Consider the following 14,600-nt stretch of genomic DNA (forward strand, 5'->3'; position numbering starts at 1 on the left):
ATGAAAAAATTAAGAGGTGTAGCTGTAGGTACAGGATATTTTAGTCAGTTTCAATATGAAGCATGGAATCGAATGGAAAATGTTGAAATTGTAGCGGTTTCTAGCAGAAGAATGGAAAAAGCTCAAGCTATTTGTAACCAATTTAATATTCCAAATGCTTATGATAGTTTTGAGCAAATGTTAATTGATGAAAAGCCAGATTTTGTTGATATTATTACACCTCCAGAAACACATTCTTTGTTTTGCAATATTGCTATAAAACACGGAGTTGATATCATTTGTCAAAAACCATTAGCACCTACTTATACTGAATCAGTTGCTTTAGCAAAAGCGATTAAAGATTCTGGAGTGCGTATGATGGTGCACGAAAATTTTAGATTCCAGCCTTGGCATAGAGAAATCAAAAAATTATTAGACGCTAACGTTATAGGTGATAAAATTCACAGTATTAACTTAAGAATGCGAATGGGAGATGGTTGGCAAGAAGATGCTTATATGAATCGTCAACCTTATTTTAGAGAAATGCCACAATTGTTAATTTATGAAACAGGGGTGCATTTTATAGATGTTTTCAGATATTTAATGGGAGATGTTACTCAGGTATATGGAAAGTTAAAAACTTTAAATTCCAATATTAAAGGAGAGGATTTTGCTTGGGTGCAGTTTGAATTTAAAAACGGAACGTTAGGATTTTTAGATGCCAATCGTTTTAATGAAAACACTAGTGAAGACCCAAGATTAACTTTTGGAAACATTTGTTTAGATGGAAATAAAGGCACCATTCGTTTGTTTGATGATGGTACGATTACCATTCAAAAATTAGGAGAAAAAGAAGTAAGACACAATTATACTTTTCATAAAATAAACTTTGCAGGAGATTGTGTTTATAACACTCAAAAACATTTTATAGAATGTTTACAATCTAGAGAACCCTTTGAAACTGATGTTGAGGCGTATTTAGATAACATTATTGTACAAGATGCTATTTATAAATCTAACCAAGAAGGAGTTCCTATAGCACCCTAATATTTTATTTTTCTCGTAATTATTAAAAATTTATTTCGACAGAAATCTTAAATAATCTATTTATGATTTCTGTTTTTATATTAGGCTTTTTGTTTTCATTTTTAGGATATACTCCACCAAGTGTTTTAAATATGACTGCTCTAAAAATTCGATTACAAAGAAATAAAAAAGATTTTCATTATTTCATCTCTGGTGTTTTGTTAATTGTTGCTCTACAAGCTTATATTTCTGTTTATTTTACAAAATATATTACTGATAATCAAAAGTTAGTTATACTTTTAGAAAAAGGAGGCATTGTTGTTTTGCTGATGTTATCCTATTATTTTTATCATCAAAATAAGAAAGAAAAAAATCGAATAGAAATCGATAATAAAAACAAAAACACATTCTTTACAGGCATCTTTTTATCCATATTAAATATGTTTGCAATCCCCTTTTTTTCTGGAATTGTGGCTTTTTTAATGAGTTTTAAGTTGATGAATTTCGACACTATTTCAATTTTGTTTTTTGTTATAGGTATTGTAATTGGAACTTTTTACATTCTATATTTATATGGAAAATATGCATCAAAAATCCAACAGAAAACAGGAAATATGACCCAAAATATCAATCTAGTTTTATGTTGTATTACTGGAGGCTTTGCTTTGTTTACTTTCCTTAAATTTGTAATATAAATTCTGTAAATGAAAATCCTAAAAAACATTATTATTAAAGGAAAACATCAAAAACCCATAGTTACAGATGTTTTTTATCAAGAAACTCTTAAGCCTAAAAAAGTGGTTATTTTTTGTCATGGCTACAAAGGTTTTAAAGATTGGGGAGCATGGAACTTAATGGCAGAAACTTTTGCCAACGCAGGATTTTTCTTTATTAAATTTAATTTCTCACACAATGGTGGCACAGTAGAACAACCTATAGATTTCCCAGATTTAGAAGCTTTTGGAAATAACAATTACACTAAAGAATTGGACGATTTAGAAAGTGTAATAGATTATATTTCAAATAGTTATAAATATAAAAATGAAGTTAATTATGAAGATATTTCTTTAATTGGGCACAGTAGAGGTGGTGGTATTGTTTTGCTAAAAGCCAATGAAGATAGTCGCGTTAAAAAAGTAATTACGTTAGCATCAGTTTGCGATTTTGGCAAAAGGACATCAACTTATGGAGATTTAGGTGAATGGAAAAAAAATGGAGTAAAGTATGTGATAAATGCCCGAACCAAACAAAGTATGCCACATTTTTATCAGTTTTATGAGGATTTTAAACAAAATGAAGAACGTTTAAATATTCAAAAAGCAACAGAAAATTTAGAAATCCCACATTTAATAATTCACGGAGATAATGATACTTCTGTTTTTATTAATGAAGCAGAAAACCTAAAAAAATGGAATCCTAAAGCAGCATATCAAACCATTGAAAATGCGAACCACGTGTTTAATGTAGCACATCCTTGGAAAGAAAACTTTTTATCCAAAGAATTAAAAGAAACAGTAGGTTATTGTATTTATTTTTTGAATTCAAAAGTTTAAAATTCCAAAAAAATAAAGTTTTTTTATATCTTTGGAATAAACCAAACTTAAACTAGTTATGAACAACTCTGAAGAAAACCAAAAAATTGACAGAAAAGAAGCGATTAAAAAGATAGGAAACTACGGTAAGTATGCAGCATTAACTGCAATAGGAACTTATATCCTATTGAGTCCTCAAAAAGCACAAGCTGGAAGTGTGCCAATAGGTTAGTCGATTCTTATTTTAACAATCTAAATGAATGTAGATTTTTTTTCTGAAATATATTTAAAGATATTATCTCTTTTTCATTTTTTTGATTTAGAAAAGATTCTCAATTTATTGTCAATTGTTCCATTTGTATTTTTAATAGAATTACTTTTTGTAGGTTGGTCTAATTCCTCTTTAAAAAAGATATTAAAACCAAATAAAACCGTTCAAACAGATTTATTTTATTTTTCTTTAATTCTTTTTAATTTTTATTCACTACTTGTTGTACTCTTTTCTTTTGGTTTTTTTCATTTATTAAATAAAGGGATAAAAACTTACATAGGATTTAATCTAATTCACACAATAGAGAATACCTATCTTCAGTTTATAATATTATTTATAATCTATGATTTAGTAAAATATATCAATCATTTTATATTTCATAAATCTAAAACATTATGGAATATACACAAGTTTCATCATTCTGCAACAGATTTTTCAATCTTCACAAGATATAGGTTTAATCCACTAGAAGGTGCAATTACTTCATTTGTTAAAGTCTTACCTTTTGTAATTTTGGGAGGTATAGAAACCTATGTAGTTGTTAGAATTTTTTCAGAAGTACTTTCTCTAATGCATCACTCAGCATTAAAATCCAATTGGGGTTTAATTGGAAAATACATTTTGGTTTCTCCTGCAACACATAGGCTGCATCACTCAAAAGATCCAAAGCATTTTGATAAAAATTTTGGAGTCGTTTTTATTTTTTGGGATAGATTATTTAATACTTATAGTGATGAAAATACAAAAGAATTGGGAATACCTAATAATGAATTCAACAAAAGAGGAGTGGTAAAAGACCTTTTTTATGTTGTAGTTAGTTTTTATAATGCAGTTTTCTTAAAAATAAAAAAGGTTTTTCGATAATGTTTTTTAAGGCATTACTCCAATAAAACCCTCTTGTTAATGATACCTTTTTCATTTTTTAAACGAATAAAATAAACCCCTTTTTTTAGTGTTTTCAACTCTATTTTATTTGTTTTTAAATTTTTCTTTGAAAACATTTGTTTTCCTAAAACATCAAAAATAACAAGATCACTTTTAGAGTTTAAATTCCCTTTAATAACTAGTGTTTTATTGTCTAAATAAATTGAAGATTCTTTTAATAAATTTTCAATAGTATTTAAAGTTTTTGTTTTTGTATGCAAATAAAAACGTCCAATATTATTAACAGATTTCCCAAAACTTAACTCTAAACTAGATTCATTTGTTAATTTTGTAAAAGTATTATTCTCTCTATCTTCTAGGTAAATATTTACTCCTTGTGGTTGGTTAACGGTGGATAGATTAAGAGCTATATTGCCGCTAGCATTAATACCTAAAGGAATAACAATAGACTCTAAATCGGTATTTTGTACCGATTGAATTGATAGGTTTTTACTGTTCTCTTCACTAACTAAACGAGAATAGATGTCAAGATTATGGTCTTCATTAAATTTTGAGCTGTCATAACCATTATCAAAAAATAGGGTAGTATTGCTAAAGTAAAAAATCTCTGTAAAACGTTGTTCATTTTGGGTGTTTTTTACAGTTAATTTTATTCTAAATGGGGCAGAATTGTCTCTGTAAAAAACATCATCTGTTTGATGACTTTGCCAAGATTCTAAAATATTAAATGTACCTCCAGAGGAAGTAGAGCTCACAAAAAACCCTTGTCCTGGAGCAACATAAAATGCTGCAGAAGCATTATTAATAGCAACATAATCATTTATAGTATTATCCCAAAACCACATAGTTTCTTCACTTAAAATGCTGGTATTATTACTTAGTAAATTATTAGCATTAGCATTTGTATTTGCTGCGATATAAGAAGGAAAAGGATTTCCTATTAAATTATCTGGATTAGGGTTTATATCTCCCATAGTTCCTTCAGAAATAGAAATTGAAGCGTCAGTTGTTGGCATTGTTCCGGTAAAAGTAACATTACCTGAAGCACTTAATTGAATTCCATAACCTCTAGCAGAAACAACTGATTCTGTAGATGAAGGTTGATAAAAAATAAATCCACTTCCTAAATAACCACTAGTGGTATTGTTATCATAATAGAATAAACCAACATTTCCATTTCCAGTTGCAAGTGCATTATTTGCAATAATATCTTCTATGTCTTCATCATCAAAAGGAACACTTACATAGTAGTATTCACCTCCATTTGCTATAGAGCGGTTGTAAGTAAGGTTTCCTGATGAAGTTCCGTTTACAATAATTGAACCACCAGAATTGAGTGTCAGTCCATTATTTGTCGTTAAATTCCCACTAACAGTTAAACCACCCTCAATGGTTAATGACGCTCCAGAGTCTATGGTTAAATTATTTACTGTAAATTCTGAAGAAGCTCCAATTGAAGGGTAATTAGTAACTACGGGAATGCTTATGTCTAAAGTACAACCAGAATCGTAACCATCTTGCCAATTGGTATCAGTATTCCAATCTGTATCTGTGTTTCCAGTCCATACAAAAGAGGTTAATACACCACCATCTGAAATACTCCAACCATCAGAAGCAATCATATTAGCTCGTGCAGCAATTGCTGCTGAAGAACAATATTTAGAATTCCCAGCATGAAACGATTCTCCAGACTGAAGAGTTTGGGCATCCCAACCAACCAAAAGTGCATTATAATTAGATACTGATAATTTAGCACCATTAAACATATTCGAAAAATTGGTGATGTTAGATACATCCCAACTGCCAATATTTTGATCAAAAGCAGTGTTTCCACGAAACATTGAACCTGCATTTGTTAGAGAAGAAGTATTCCATCCACCAATATTTTGGTTAAAACTAGTTGCACTCCTAAACATAGCGCTCATAGAAGTAACCGAAGAAACATTCCACCCACTAATATCTTGATTAAAGGCTGAAGCACCTCTGAACATATTTGCCATAGTGGTAACACTACTAACTGTCCAACTACCAATATTTTGATTAAAACTTGATGCATTATAGAACATGTTAGACATATTTGTTACCGTTGTAGTATTCCATCCGCTGATATCTTGATTAAAGCTAGAAGCGTCTCTAAACATATGGCCCATGTTAGTTACTGATGTTGGAGTCCAAGAAGAGATATTTCCATTAAAGTTGGTTGCATTTCTAAAGGCTTCATTCATATTGGTAACATTTGATACATTCCAACTGTTTAAACTTTGATTAAAATTGGTCGCGTTTCTAAATATTTCATCCATATTGGTAACAGATGTAACAGTCCACCCATTAATATTTTGATTAAAGCTACTAGCTCCGCTAAACATATAAGACATTGTTGTAACAGAAGCTGTATTCCAACCACTTATATTTTGATTAAAGCTTGATGCATTTTGAAAAACTCTACTCATGTTAGTAACACTACTTGTATTCCAAGAACTAATATTTCCATTAAAATTAGTGGCATCTCTAAACATATTAGACATATTGGTAACACTGCTTGTGATCCAACTATTTAAATTTTCATTAAAAGAACTAGCGCCTCTAAACATTTGAGACATATTGGTAATGTTAGAAGTACCCCAAGAGTTCCAATTGGTTGCAGATCCAGTTCCAATTGAGGAGGCATTTCTAAACATTCTTTGACAACTAGTTACACTTGATAAAATTGGAACATCAGTTGCATTATTTACAAGGTTAGAACAGCCATCAAAAGCTCTATTCATACTTGTCCATATTCTGGAGGATCCCCATTGTTCTATAGATTGAATTTTAGGCGCATTTGTTGCGTTACCATTAAAGTAAATCCTGTTAAAGGTACCCGTTATGGTAACTGTATAAGTTCCGGCAACTGTGTAAACATGACTTACACTGCCAGTTACTCCAGTATCATCAGGAGAACCATCTCCCCAATTTACATTATAGTTGTATCCACCACCAGAAGTTGGTATGGTAATAGATTCACTCGCAGAAGTAGTTTCCCAAGTTGTAATAAACTCTGTTTGAGAAAAACAAATCAAAGAAATATTAACAAAGAGAGAAACTAAGAAAATGTTTTTTCGGGAGAACATTTTTAATGGCTTTCTTTTAGTTAACTACTTTAAAGGTAAAAAAAATAATTTAGATGCTTTTTAATATAAAGTCAATTTAGATTGTATTTTTATAATATGGAAAAGTTAGCACCTCCTTTTCGTAAAATTATTCATGTAGATATGGATGCTTATTATGCTTCTGTAGCACAATTGGATAATCCTGAATTACGAGGAAAACCCATTGCTGTTGGTGGTGGTGGAGATAGAGGAGTGGTTTCTGCAGCAAGTTATGAAGCACGTAAATTTGGTGTAAAATCTGCAATGAGTAATGTGCTTGCCAAACAAAAATGTCCACACATTATTTTTGTAAAATCAGATTTTGCTCGTTATAAAGAACTGACCTCAAAAATTAGAGAGATTTTTTTTGAGTATACAGATTTGGTTGAACCTCTTTCTTTGGATGAAGCCTACTTAGACGTTACCGAAAATAAAAAAGGAAACCCCTCTGCAAATGATATTGCCAGAGAAATAAGACAACGTATTTATGATGAAACAGGTTTAAGAGCATCCGCAGGAATTTCCATTAATAAATTTATTGCAAAAGTTGCTTCTGATATTAACAAGCCTAATGGACAAAAAACGGTGCATCCAGATGAGGTTATTCAGTTTTTAGAAGAATTACCTGTCAATAAATTTTATGGAGTAGGTAAAGTTACAGCAGCAAAAATGTATAATTTAGGCATTTTTGTTGGGAATGATTTAAAACAAAAATCGTTAGAAGAATTGAAAACTCTTTTTGGAAAATCAGGTGCACACTATTATAATATTGTTCGAGGAATACATAACAGTCCAGTAAAACCAAATCGAATCCGAAAATCTATTGCTGCAGAACGCACTTTTTTTGAAAACATTTCTTCTGAAGTTTTCATGTTAGAGAAATTAAATAAAATAGCTGATGAGTTAGAAAAAAGGATGATAAAATCGAGTACTAAAGGAAAAACAATTACTTTAAAAATAAAATACTCAGACTTTACCCAGCAAACAAGAAGTAAAACAAGAAGTACTTTTATGCAAACAAAACAAGAATTTTTCCCTGTAGTAAAAGAATTATTATATCAAGAAAAATTAAAAAACTCGGTTCGCCTATTGGGAATTTCTTTTGGAAATTTAAACACTCAAAAAAAAGTACCAGTTTGGGTGCAATTAAAATTTGATTTTTAACAAAAACATAGATTGGTGAAGATATTAAGAACAAATTCCGATAATACAGATTTTATCAACTTGGTAAAACTTTTAGACAGTTACTTAAAAATTACCGATGGAGAAGATCATGATTTTTACAATCAATTTAATAATATTGATGTTTTACAAAACGTAGTTGTTTTTTATGTTAACCATAAACCCGTAGGTTGTGGAGCTTTTAAAGAGTTTAATGAATCTTCAGTAGAGGTAAAGAGAATGTATGTTGTAGAAAAATATAGAAATCAAGGAATAGCAAAAAAAGTATTACAAGAATTAGAAAGTTGGGCGCTAGAAATTGGTTACAAAAAGTGTATCTTAGAAACAGGGAAAAGACAAACAGAAGCAGTACAGTTTTATAATAAGTGCGATTATAATGTTATTCCAAATTATGGTCAATATGTAGCTATGGAAAACAGTATTTGTTTTGAAAAAACCTTGTAAATGAATTATAGTTATTGGGAAATTAAAGAGTGGTTTACAAACATCGATTTCACTATTGTTGGTAGTGGAATTGTAGGGTTAAATTGTGCATTAAATCTTAAACTAAAATTCCCCAAAGCAAATGTATTAGTATTAGAAAAAGGAATGCTACCTCAAGGAGCATCTAGTAAGAATGCGGGTTTTGCATGTTTTGGAAGTTTATCCGAATTAATAGATGATCTTAAATTTCATACAGAAGAAGAAGTATTTTTTTTAGTTCAAAAACGTTGGTCAGGATTGCAGTTATTACGCAAAAATTTAGGAGATGAATCCATAGGTTTTCAACAAAATAAAGGTTTTGAATTGTGTGAAAATGAATCTATTTTTGATGAGTATATTTCTCAAAAAGACCAAGTCAATAAATTATTAAATCCAATTTTTAATCGCAATGTTTTTTCAACATCAAAAAACATTTTTGGTTTTGAAAAAACACATCAAGAATATATTGTCAACAATCTAGAGGGGCAAATTGATACAGGAAAAATGATACATCAATTGTTAAAAAAAGTACAAGAATTAGGTGTTAAAATTCTAAATAATATAACTGTAAAAGAGTTTGTTGAAATAAATGAGAAAGTAGAGATAAAAACTGATAAAATTAATTTTAAAACCAACAAATTATTCATTGCAACAAATGGTTTTGCGACTCCCCTTTTGAATGAAAATGTGCAACCTGCAAGAGCCCAAGTATTAATTACTAAGCCAATTAAAAACTTATCTATTAAAGGAACTTTTCATTTAGATAAGGGGTATTATTATTTTAGAAATATTGATGATAGAATTTTACTTGGAGGAGGAAGAAATTTAGATTTTAGAACTGAAGAAACCACAAATTTTGGTCAAACAAAAAAGATTCAAAACAAATTAGAACATTTATTAAAGACAGTAATTCTTCCAAAACATGAATTTGAAATTGAATACAGATGGAGTGGAATTATGGGAGTGGGAAATCAGAAAAGTACAATTATAAAGCAAATTTCTAATAACGTGTTTTGTGGTGTTAGATTGGGCGGAATGGGAGTAGCTATTGGTAGTTTAATTGGTAAAGAAATGGTATGTTTATTAGATTAAAAATTTGTTTCATTTTTTGGATTTTATTCTCTTGTTTAAGCTTTTCTCAAGAACTAGTTACTAATAAACAAAAATCTAGTATTAGTTTTAGGATTAAAAACTTTGGATTTAATGTAAAAGGAACTTTTACAAATTTTACCGTTAAAAGTCGAATTAACTTAGAAGATTTAAAATCTAGTTTCTTTAATGTTCAAATTCCTGTTAAATCTATATTTACAAATTCAAAGTCTAGAGATAAACACTTATTAAAACCAGATTTCTTTGATGTTCAAAAACACCCGTTTATTGTTTTTAAATCATCAGAATTTACTAGTCAACAACACAATAAAATTGTCATAAAAGGAGATTTAATTATTAAAGGTATTCAAAAAAAGATTAAAGCGACTATTAACGTTCGAAGAACTGATAACAATACAGTTTTTACCACTAAATTTAAATTAAATAGAAAAGATTTTAATGTAGGAGGAACTAGTTTAGTGTTGTCCAATACCGTAAATGTTACAATGATTTATGTTGCCAATAGAAATTAAAGAAGTGCTTTTTAAGCAGTGTAATGCGTTTGTGAATCAACGTTTACAAACTGTGGAGGCTATTATTGCATCCAATCAAAAAGCATTGCAATCAGAAACTAAAAGTTCTGCTGGAGACAAGCATGAAACGGGAAGAGCTATGTTGCAATTAGAGATGGAAAAAGCAGGACAACAGTTACTGTCCATCATGCAAATGACCGAAACCTTAACTAGAATAGATGTTTCTAAAATAAATAAAATAGCACACTTAGGAACTGTAATTTGTACTGAAAAAGGCAATTATTTTTTGGCTGTTTCAGTGGGAAAAATTCATCATAACAATAAAGATTATTTTGCTGTTTCTGCTGCTTCTCCAATAGGTAAGTTGTTGTTAGGTAAACAAAAAAACGACACTGTTTTTTTTAATGGTGCTCAAATTAGTATAATTGATGTTTTTTAATAAGAATATTCCTAGAACAGCTTATTGCCAATAGAATTTAGAAACTGACTAAATTAAGTTTTATTAATTTATTACGACCAACCCAAACAAAAAAACCAAATGGCAGTTCAAGATATCGTAAAATATTCTTTTGGAGAAACCTTTTCAGTAAGTACAGTTCAGTTTGAGATTGCATGTACCATAGATCATTCCGTGCAACAAAATGCCTATGCTATTTATTGGATTCAAGAAGGAAAAGGAACCTACAATATCGATTTTGAACAATATAATTTCGAAGACAATGTGCTTTTTTTTCTATCTCCCGGTCAAGTCTTTACAGTAGATTCAGAACAGATTAAAACCGCTTATAAACTCACGTTTGTAAGAGATTTTTATTGCATACAAACACACGATAAAGAAGTGGCTTGTAACGGAATTTTATTTAATAATATCTATGAAACTCCATTTGTAAAGCCTTGTAAAAAAGACACACAAAAATTGCAGTTTATTTTAGAGAGTTTAATTGAGGAGTTTCAACAAAACGAAACAGCTCAATACGATATGTTGCAAGCTTATTTAAAGCAATTTATTATCAATTCTGTTCGTGTAAAAAAGGAAAACCACGTTATTAAAGAAGACACAGAAACACGTTTGTTCAAAGATTTTAGCTTGTTGGTAGAGCAGAATTTTAGAACCCTACATTCAGTAACAGATTACGCCAACAGATTAGGAGTTTCGCCAAAATCAATTACCAAACATTTCCAAAAAATGGGCGCAAAAACGCCATCAGATTTTATTAAAAACCGCATTTTGTTAGAAGCAAAACGCTTACTCATTTACACAGATAAAAACGTAAAAGAAATTGCTTTTGAGTTGGGTTTTAACGATCCCGCTTACTTTTCACGTTTCTTTACCAAAGCCATTTCTAAGCCGCCATTACAATTTAAAAAAGAATATTAGTAAATTGTAAGCAACTATTTATAAGATAATAACGTCTTAACTATAATTGCTAACCGACTAATTTAAATTATGACTTCAACAAAAAACAAGAGTAGGATTGTAGGGATTTTATTACTATTCATTTTTATTACAGGTGTTTTTATTTTTCAATTTTTACAAGGAAAAATTCTTTTTTCAGAAGATTTTACAACGTTAACATCAGAGAATGAAAACAAAATTATTATATCAGTATTGCTTGGGATTTTTAGTGGAATTGCTTCAATAATTGTATCTATTTTATTGTTACCTGTTTTTAAAAAGCAACATTATAATTTAGCATATTTATATGTAGCTTTCTGTATTGTCAATTTTATTTCTATTATGATTGATAATTACAGTGTAATTTCTATGCTGGAATTTAGTAAAGAGTTTTTAAAAACTGGATATAAAGACACAAGTTCTATCAATATGATGAAAACTATAATTTATCAAAAACATTGGTGGACTCACTATTTTTACCTGTTAATTTCTTGCCTTCCTGTTTTTATCTTGTATTATACTTTATTTGTTTCAAAATTGATTCCAAGACTTCTATCTATTTTTGGGGTTTTCGCCGTAGTGTTAATGAGTATTCAAGTTTTTTCTTCTATTTTTAAAAACAGTATTAGTATGAATATGATGCTACCAATGGCAATAATTCAAATAACGCTTCCTTTTTGGTTAATTTTCAAAGGATTAAAAAAGGAGTAATGTAGATATAAACTTAAAAAATAAAGAAAGTGAGCTCATTTGAATAATCAAATGAGCTTTTTCTTTGCTACAAATTACCCTGTCCAAACCAAAAGAACTTTTGTCCATTTTTAAACCTTCATGTTGGTTGCATCTTTGCAGTATCAAAAAACAATAACGCTTTTATAAGCACTAAAAACAAAAAAATGGAAACACAATTAGCACAAATAGACGTAAAAAACATCATTGAAAATAACCCTAATGTATTATTAGATTTTTATGCAGATTGGTGTGGACCTTGTCAAACATTATTGCCAACGATCAACAAATTAGCAGACGAATTAAAAAATGATGTTATCATTAAAAAAGTAAATGTAGACGAGTATCAAGAATTGGCTGCAGAATTCAGCATCAGAAATATACCCACACTCATTTTCTTTAAAGACGGAAAACCTACAGATAGACACACAGGTTTAATTACAGAAAGAAATTTAAGAGATAAAATAAACAGATTGAAGTAAGAAAAATAAGGTTGTCCAAAGCAAAGGAACTTTTGTCCATTTTTAAAGGTCGAATTCAGTTGCATCTTTGCAGAGTCAATAAGAAATAAGTTGTTTAATCAAAATAAAAAACAAGAATTATGAAAACAATAGAACAAACACAATGTCCAAACTGTTGGGGTTACCAAACGTATGATGAGCAAAACCCAGAACAACAACTTTGTACTTGCAAATAAAAAATAAGTAAACAAAAACAAATAATAATCAATAAAAAAGTCCTGTTTGCAGCAGGCATAAAAATTATGAGCACATTTAATGTACCAACAAAAAACGAAGTATCAGAAAACAATCAAGCAATTTTTACCCAATTAGAAAAAGGGTTAGGTTTTGTACCTAACATTTATGCCTCTTTTGCGCATAGTGATACTGCTTTAGGAAATTTATTAGCAATAGGACAAGCAAAAACAAGTCTTTCTAACAAAGAAAAAGAAGTAATCAATTTAGCGGTAAGTCAAGTAAATGAGTGTATTTACTGTTTATCAGCTCACACTGCAATTGGAAAAATGAATGGTTTTTCTGATAGTGCCATTTTAGAATTAAGAGCAGGAAACGCTCCTTTTGATTCAAAATTAGACGCTTTAGCAAAATTTGCAAAAAGTGTAGCAATAAATAGAGGTGCAGCAACTCAAGAAACAGTTGAAAATTTCTACGCAGCTGGTTATACAAAAGGAAGTTTAGCAGATGTTATTGTTCAAATAGGTGAAATAACAATTACAAATTACTTTCACAGAACTACAGAAGTTCCTGTAGATTTTCCAGTAGCACAACCTTTAGAATTAGCAACTGTATAATTAAAAATGTCATTCCCCTGAAAACGGGAATCTAAATCAAATTAATATATAAACATAAAACAATAGAAAAGATGAAAAAAGTAATCGCAATTTTAGTAGTAGTATTAGGTTTTGCATTCAATGCAAATGCACAAGAAGTAAAAACAGTTTCTCTAGAACAAACCAAAGGGGAGTTTACTCAAAAACAAATTACGTTGTCTGCAGGAACTTACATTTTTGAAGTTTCTAATAATAATGTGGGTACAGATGTTGGCTTTGTTTTGCAACCAAAAGGTAAAAGTGGCCAAAAAAACCACATTAAAGAAGCGTATGTTACAGCTTTGGTAAAAAACAACACAAAGCAAACCTCTAATAAAGTAACCCTTAAAAAAGGAGAATACACCTACTTTTGTCCTTTAAACAAAACACCAGAGTACACTTTAATAGTAGAGTAATTTTTGAAATTAAGTTAATTAAAAAAGGCGAGCAGAATGCTCGCCTTTTTTAATTGTTACAACCCCCATTTATTAATTTAATTTCATCTAACATTTCCCAAGTTTTATGATTGAATTCTTTTGGCGAAAAGGTAAATAACAAAACTGTTTTTTGTGATTTTTTACAAAAATGACTTTCAATTTTTATATTTAAAACCAACATTTTATTGGTTGCAAAACGATCGAAAATAGTTACTTTACCCTCAAATAATGTGGTAGATTTTTTTGTCTTAATTTTCTTAACAAAAGCAGAAGATTTTCTAGGGTTGCTAGAATCGTTCATATTAATCTTATTCAAGCTATTAAAATATTTTACCAAATCAATAGCTAATTCCTCCGCTTTTATTTTTCTGTTTACATTGATACTCCAAGCATACGTATAAGACCAAAAATTTGGATGTTTAGGATTTATCCATCCCTTAGGCGGAAAACGTACTTCTCCTACACCTTTATAATTCATATTTCTTGCAGGAAAACGTAATACCTCTTGCCCCCAAGTAGTATTTAGTTTTATTAAACTGAATTCATTTTTTTGCCCGAAATTAGAAATTGAGTAAAAAAGGAATATTAAAAAAAGTGCTTTTGTAGTATTTTTCATAGCTT

The 14,600-nt window shown here is 29.6% G+C and carries 17 protein-coding genes; 15 read left to right on the forward strand and 2 right to left on the reverse strand.

Features of this window, described 5'->3' with window-relative positions:
* From DIS07_RS05660 to DIS07_RS05675, 5 genes are all read left to right on the forward strand, one after another.
* Window positions 1-1,026: a Gfo/Idh/MocA family protein gene (locus DIS07_RS05660; protein WP_109404258.1), complete on the forward strand. Its 1,026-nt coding sequence runs from the start codon at window positions 1-3 to the stop codon at window positions 1,024-1,026.
* Between the two features lie 62 nt (window positions 1,027-1,088).
* A complete protein-coding gene (locus DIS07_RS05665) occupies window positions 1,089-1,700 on the forward strand; it encodes a LysE family transporter (RefSeq protein WP_109404259.1) in 612 nt (203 codons plus the stop codon).
* Between the two features lie 9 nt (window positions 1,701-1,709).
* Window positions 1,710-2,558, forward strand: coding sequence for an alpha/beta hydrolase family protein (locus DIS07_RS05670; protein WP_109404260.1), 849 nt, complete (start codon window positions 1,710-1,712; stop codon window positions 2,556-2,558).
* Between the two features lie 58 nt (window positions 2,559-2,616).
* Complete coding sequence (locus DIS07_RS15065; RefSeq protein WP_181374544.1) at window positions 2,617-2,769, forward strand: hypothetical protein; 153 nt, start codon at window positions 2,617-2,619, stop codon at window positions 2,767-2,769.
* Between the two features lie 24 nt (window positions 2,770-2,793).
* Complete coding sequence (locus DIS07_RS05675; protein ID WP_109404261.1) at window positions 2,794-3,672, forward strand: sterol desaturase family protein; 879 nt, start codon at window positions 2,794-2,796, stop codon at window positions 3,670-3,672.
* A 14-nt stretch (window positions 3,673-3,686) separates the two neighbouring features.
* Here the strand turns inward: DIS07_RS05675 and DIS07_RS05680 are convergent, their stop codons facing one another.
* A complete protein-coding gene (locus DIS07_RS05680) occupies window positions 3,687-6,803 on the reverse strand; it encodes a BspA family leucine-rich repeat surface protein (protein WP_109404262.1) in 3,117 nt (1,038 codons plus the stop codon).
* 96 nt (window positions 6,804-6,899) lie between these two features.
* Here DIS07_RS05680 and dinB point away from each other — a divergent pair, with 96 nt between their 5' ends.
* The 10 genes from dinB (at window position 6,900) to DIS07_RS05730 (ending at window position 13,958) form a co-directional block, all read left to right on the forward strand.
* Complete coding sequence (gene dinB, locus DIS07_RS05685) at window positions 6,900-7,985, forward strand: DNA polymerase IV (RefSeq protein WP_109404263.1); 1,086 nt, start codon at window positions 6,900-6,902, stop codon at window positions 7,983-7,985.
* 12 nt (window positions 7,986-7,997) lie between these two features.
* Complete coding sequence (locus DIS07_RS05690; RefSeq protein ID WP_109404264.1) at window positions 7,998-8,447, forward strand: GNAT family N-acetyltransferase; 450 nt, start codon at window positions 7,998-8,000, stop codon at window positions 8,445-8,447.
* Entirely contained in the window at window positions 8,448-9,557 is a 1,110-nt protein-coding gene (locus DIS07_RS05695) for an NAD(P)/FAD-dependent oxidoreductase (protein WP_109404265.1), read from the forward strand. It begins immediately after the preceding gene.
* Window positions 9,542-10,087: a YceI family protein gene (locus tag DIS07_RS05700; RefSeq protein WP_109404266.1), complete on the forward strand. Its 546-nt coding sequence runs from the start codon at window positions 9,542-9,544 to the stop codon at window positions 10,085-10,087. Before DIS07_RS05695 ends, DIS07_RS05700 begins: the two co-directional genes overlap by 16 nt.
* Window positions 10,068-10,526 (forward strand): 3-oxoacyl-ACP synthase, encoded by a 459-nt coding sequence (locus DIS07_RS05705; protein ID WP_109404267.1) that lies wholly within the window; start codon window positions 10,068-10,070, stop codon window positions 10,524-10,526. Before DIS07_RS05700 ends, DIS07_RS05705 begins: the two co-directional genes overlap by 20 nt.
* Before the next feature lie 99 nt (window positions 10,527-10,625).
* Window positions 10,626-11,465 (forward strand): helix-turn-helix domain-containing protein, encoded by an 840-nt coding sequence (locus DIS07_RS05710; protein ID WP_109404268.1) that lies wholly within the window; start codon window positions 10,626-10,628, stop codon window positions 11,463-11,465.
* Window positions 11,466-11,534: 69 nt separating this feature from the next.
* Complete coding sequence (locus DIS07_RS05715; RefSeq protein ID WP_109404269.1) at window positions 11,535-12,194, forward strand: DUF4386 domain-containing protein; 660 nt, start codon at window positions 11,535-11,537, stop codon at window positions 12,192-12,194.
* Window positions 12,195-12,379: 185 nt separating this feature from the next.
* Window positions 12,380-12,694 carry a thioredoxin gene (gene trxA / locus DIS07_RS05720; protein ID WP_109404270.1) on the forward strand — a complete coding sequence of 105 codons (315 nt, stop codon included), beginning with the start codon at window positions 12,380-12,382 and terminating at the stop codon, window positions 12,692-12,694.
* A gap of 281 nt (window positions 12,695-12,975) precedes the next feature.
* Window positions 12,976-13,524: a carboxymuconolactone decarboxylase family protein gene (locus DIS07_RS05725; protein WP_109404271.1), complete on the forward strand. Its 549-nt coding sequence runs from the start codon at window positions 12,976-12,978 to the stop codon at window positions 13,522-13,524.
* Window positions 13,525-13,595: 71 nt separating this feature from the next.
* The gene (locus DIS07_RS05730; protein ID WP_109404272.1) at window positions 13,596-13,958 is read left to right on the forward strand and encodes a cupredoxin domain-containing protein; all 363 of its coding nucleotides are present in this window, start codon (window positions 13,596-13,598) and stop codon (window positions 13,956-13,958) included.
* 49 nt (window positions 13,959-14,007) lie between these two features.
* On the opposite strand, the gene DIS07_RS05735 is transcribed toward DIS07_RS05730, so the two are convergent.
* Window positions 14,008-14,595 carry a hypothetical protein gene (locus DIS07_RS05735; protein ID WP_109404273.1) on the reverse strand — a complete coding sequence of 196 codons (588 nt, stop codon included), beginning with the start codon at window positions 14,593-14,595 and terminating at the stop codon, window positions 14,008-14,010.
* Window positions 14,596-14,600 lie beyond the last annotated feature (5 nt).

Origin of the sequence: Polaribacter aquimarinus (assembly GCF_003129485.1) — a bacterium.
Taxonomy (GTDB): Bacteria; Bacteroidota; Bacteroidia; order Flavobacteriales; family Flavobacteriaceae; genus Polaribacter; species Polaribacter aquimarinus.

Bases quoted from the DNA above. Each gene is read 5' to 3' on its own strand.
- DIS07_RS05730 (WP_109404272.1), top strand. From the start codon at position 13,596: ATGAAAAAAGTAATCGCAATTTTAGTAGTAGTATTAGGTTTTGCATTC.
- DIS07_RS15065 (WP_181374544.1), top strand. From the start codon at position 2,617: ATGAACAACTCTGAAGAAAACCAAAAAATTGACAGAAAAGAAGCGATT.
- DIS07_RS05705 (WP_109404267.1), top strand. From the start codon at position 10,068: ATGTTGCCAATAGAAATTAAAGAAGTGCTTTTTAAGCAGTGTAATGCG.
- DIS07_RS05700 (WP_109404266.1), top strand. From the start codon at position 9,542: ATGTTTATTAGATTAAAAATTTGTTTCATTTTTTGGATTTTATTCTCT.
- DIS07_RS05695 (WP_109404265.1), top strand. From the start codon at position 8,448: ATGAATTATAGTTATTGGGAAATTAAAGAGTGGTTTACAAACATCGAT.
- DIS07_RS05725 (WP_109404271.1), top strand. From the start codon at position 12,976: ATGAGCACATTTAATGTACCAACAAAAAACGAAGTATCAGAAAACAAT.
- DIS07_RS05665 (WP_109404259.1), top strand. From the start codon at position 1,089: ATGATTTCTGTTTTTATATTAGGCTTTTTGTTTTCATTTTTAGGATAT.
- DIS07_RS05680 (WP_109404262.1), bottom strand. From the start codon at position 6,803: ATGTTCTCCCGAAAAAACATTTTCTTAGTTTCTCTCTTTGTTAATATT.
- DIS07_RS05670 (WP_109404260.1), top strand. From the start codon at position 1,710: ATGAAAATCCTAAAAAACATTATTATTAAAGGAAAACATCAAAAACCC.
- DIS07_RS05660 (WP_109404258.1), top strand. From the start codon at position 1: ATGAAAAAATTAAGAGGTGTAGCTGTAGGTACAGGATATTTTAGTCAG.
- dinB (WP_109404263.1), top strand. From the start codon at position 6,900: ATGGAAAAGTTAGCACCTCCTTTTCGTAAAATTATTCATGTAGATATG.
- trxA (WP_109404270.1), top strand. From the start codon at position 12,380: ATGGAAACACAATTAGCACAAATAGACGTAAAAAACATCATTGAAAAT.
- DIS07_RS05710 (WP_109404268.1), top strand. From the start codon at position 10,626: ATGGCAGTTCAAGATATCGTAAAATATTCTTTTGGAGAAACCTTTTCA.
- DIS07_RS05735 (WP_109404273.1), bottom strand. From the start codon at position 14,595: ATGAAAAATACTACAAAAGCACTTTTTTTAATATTCCTTTTTTACTCA.
- DIS07_RS05675 (WP_109404261.1), top strand. From the start codon at position 2,794: ATGAATGTAGATTTTTTTTCTGAAATATATTTAAAGATATTATCTCTT.
- DIS07_RS05715 (WP_109404269.1), top strand. From the start codon at position 11,535: ATGACTTCAACAAAAAACAAGAGTAGGATTGTAGGGATTTTATTACTA.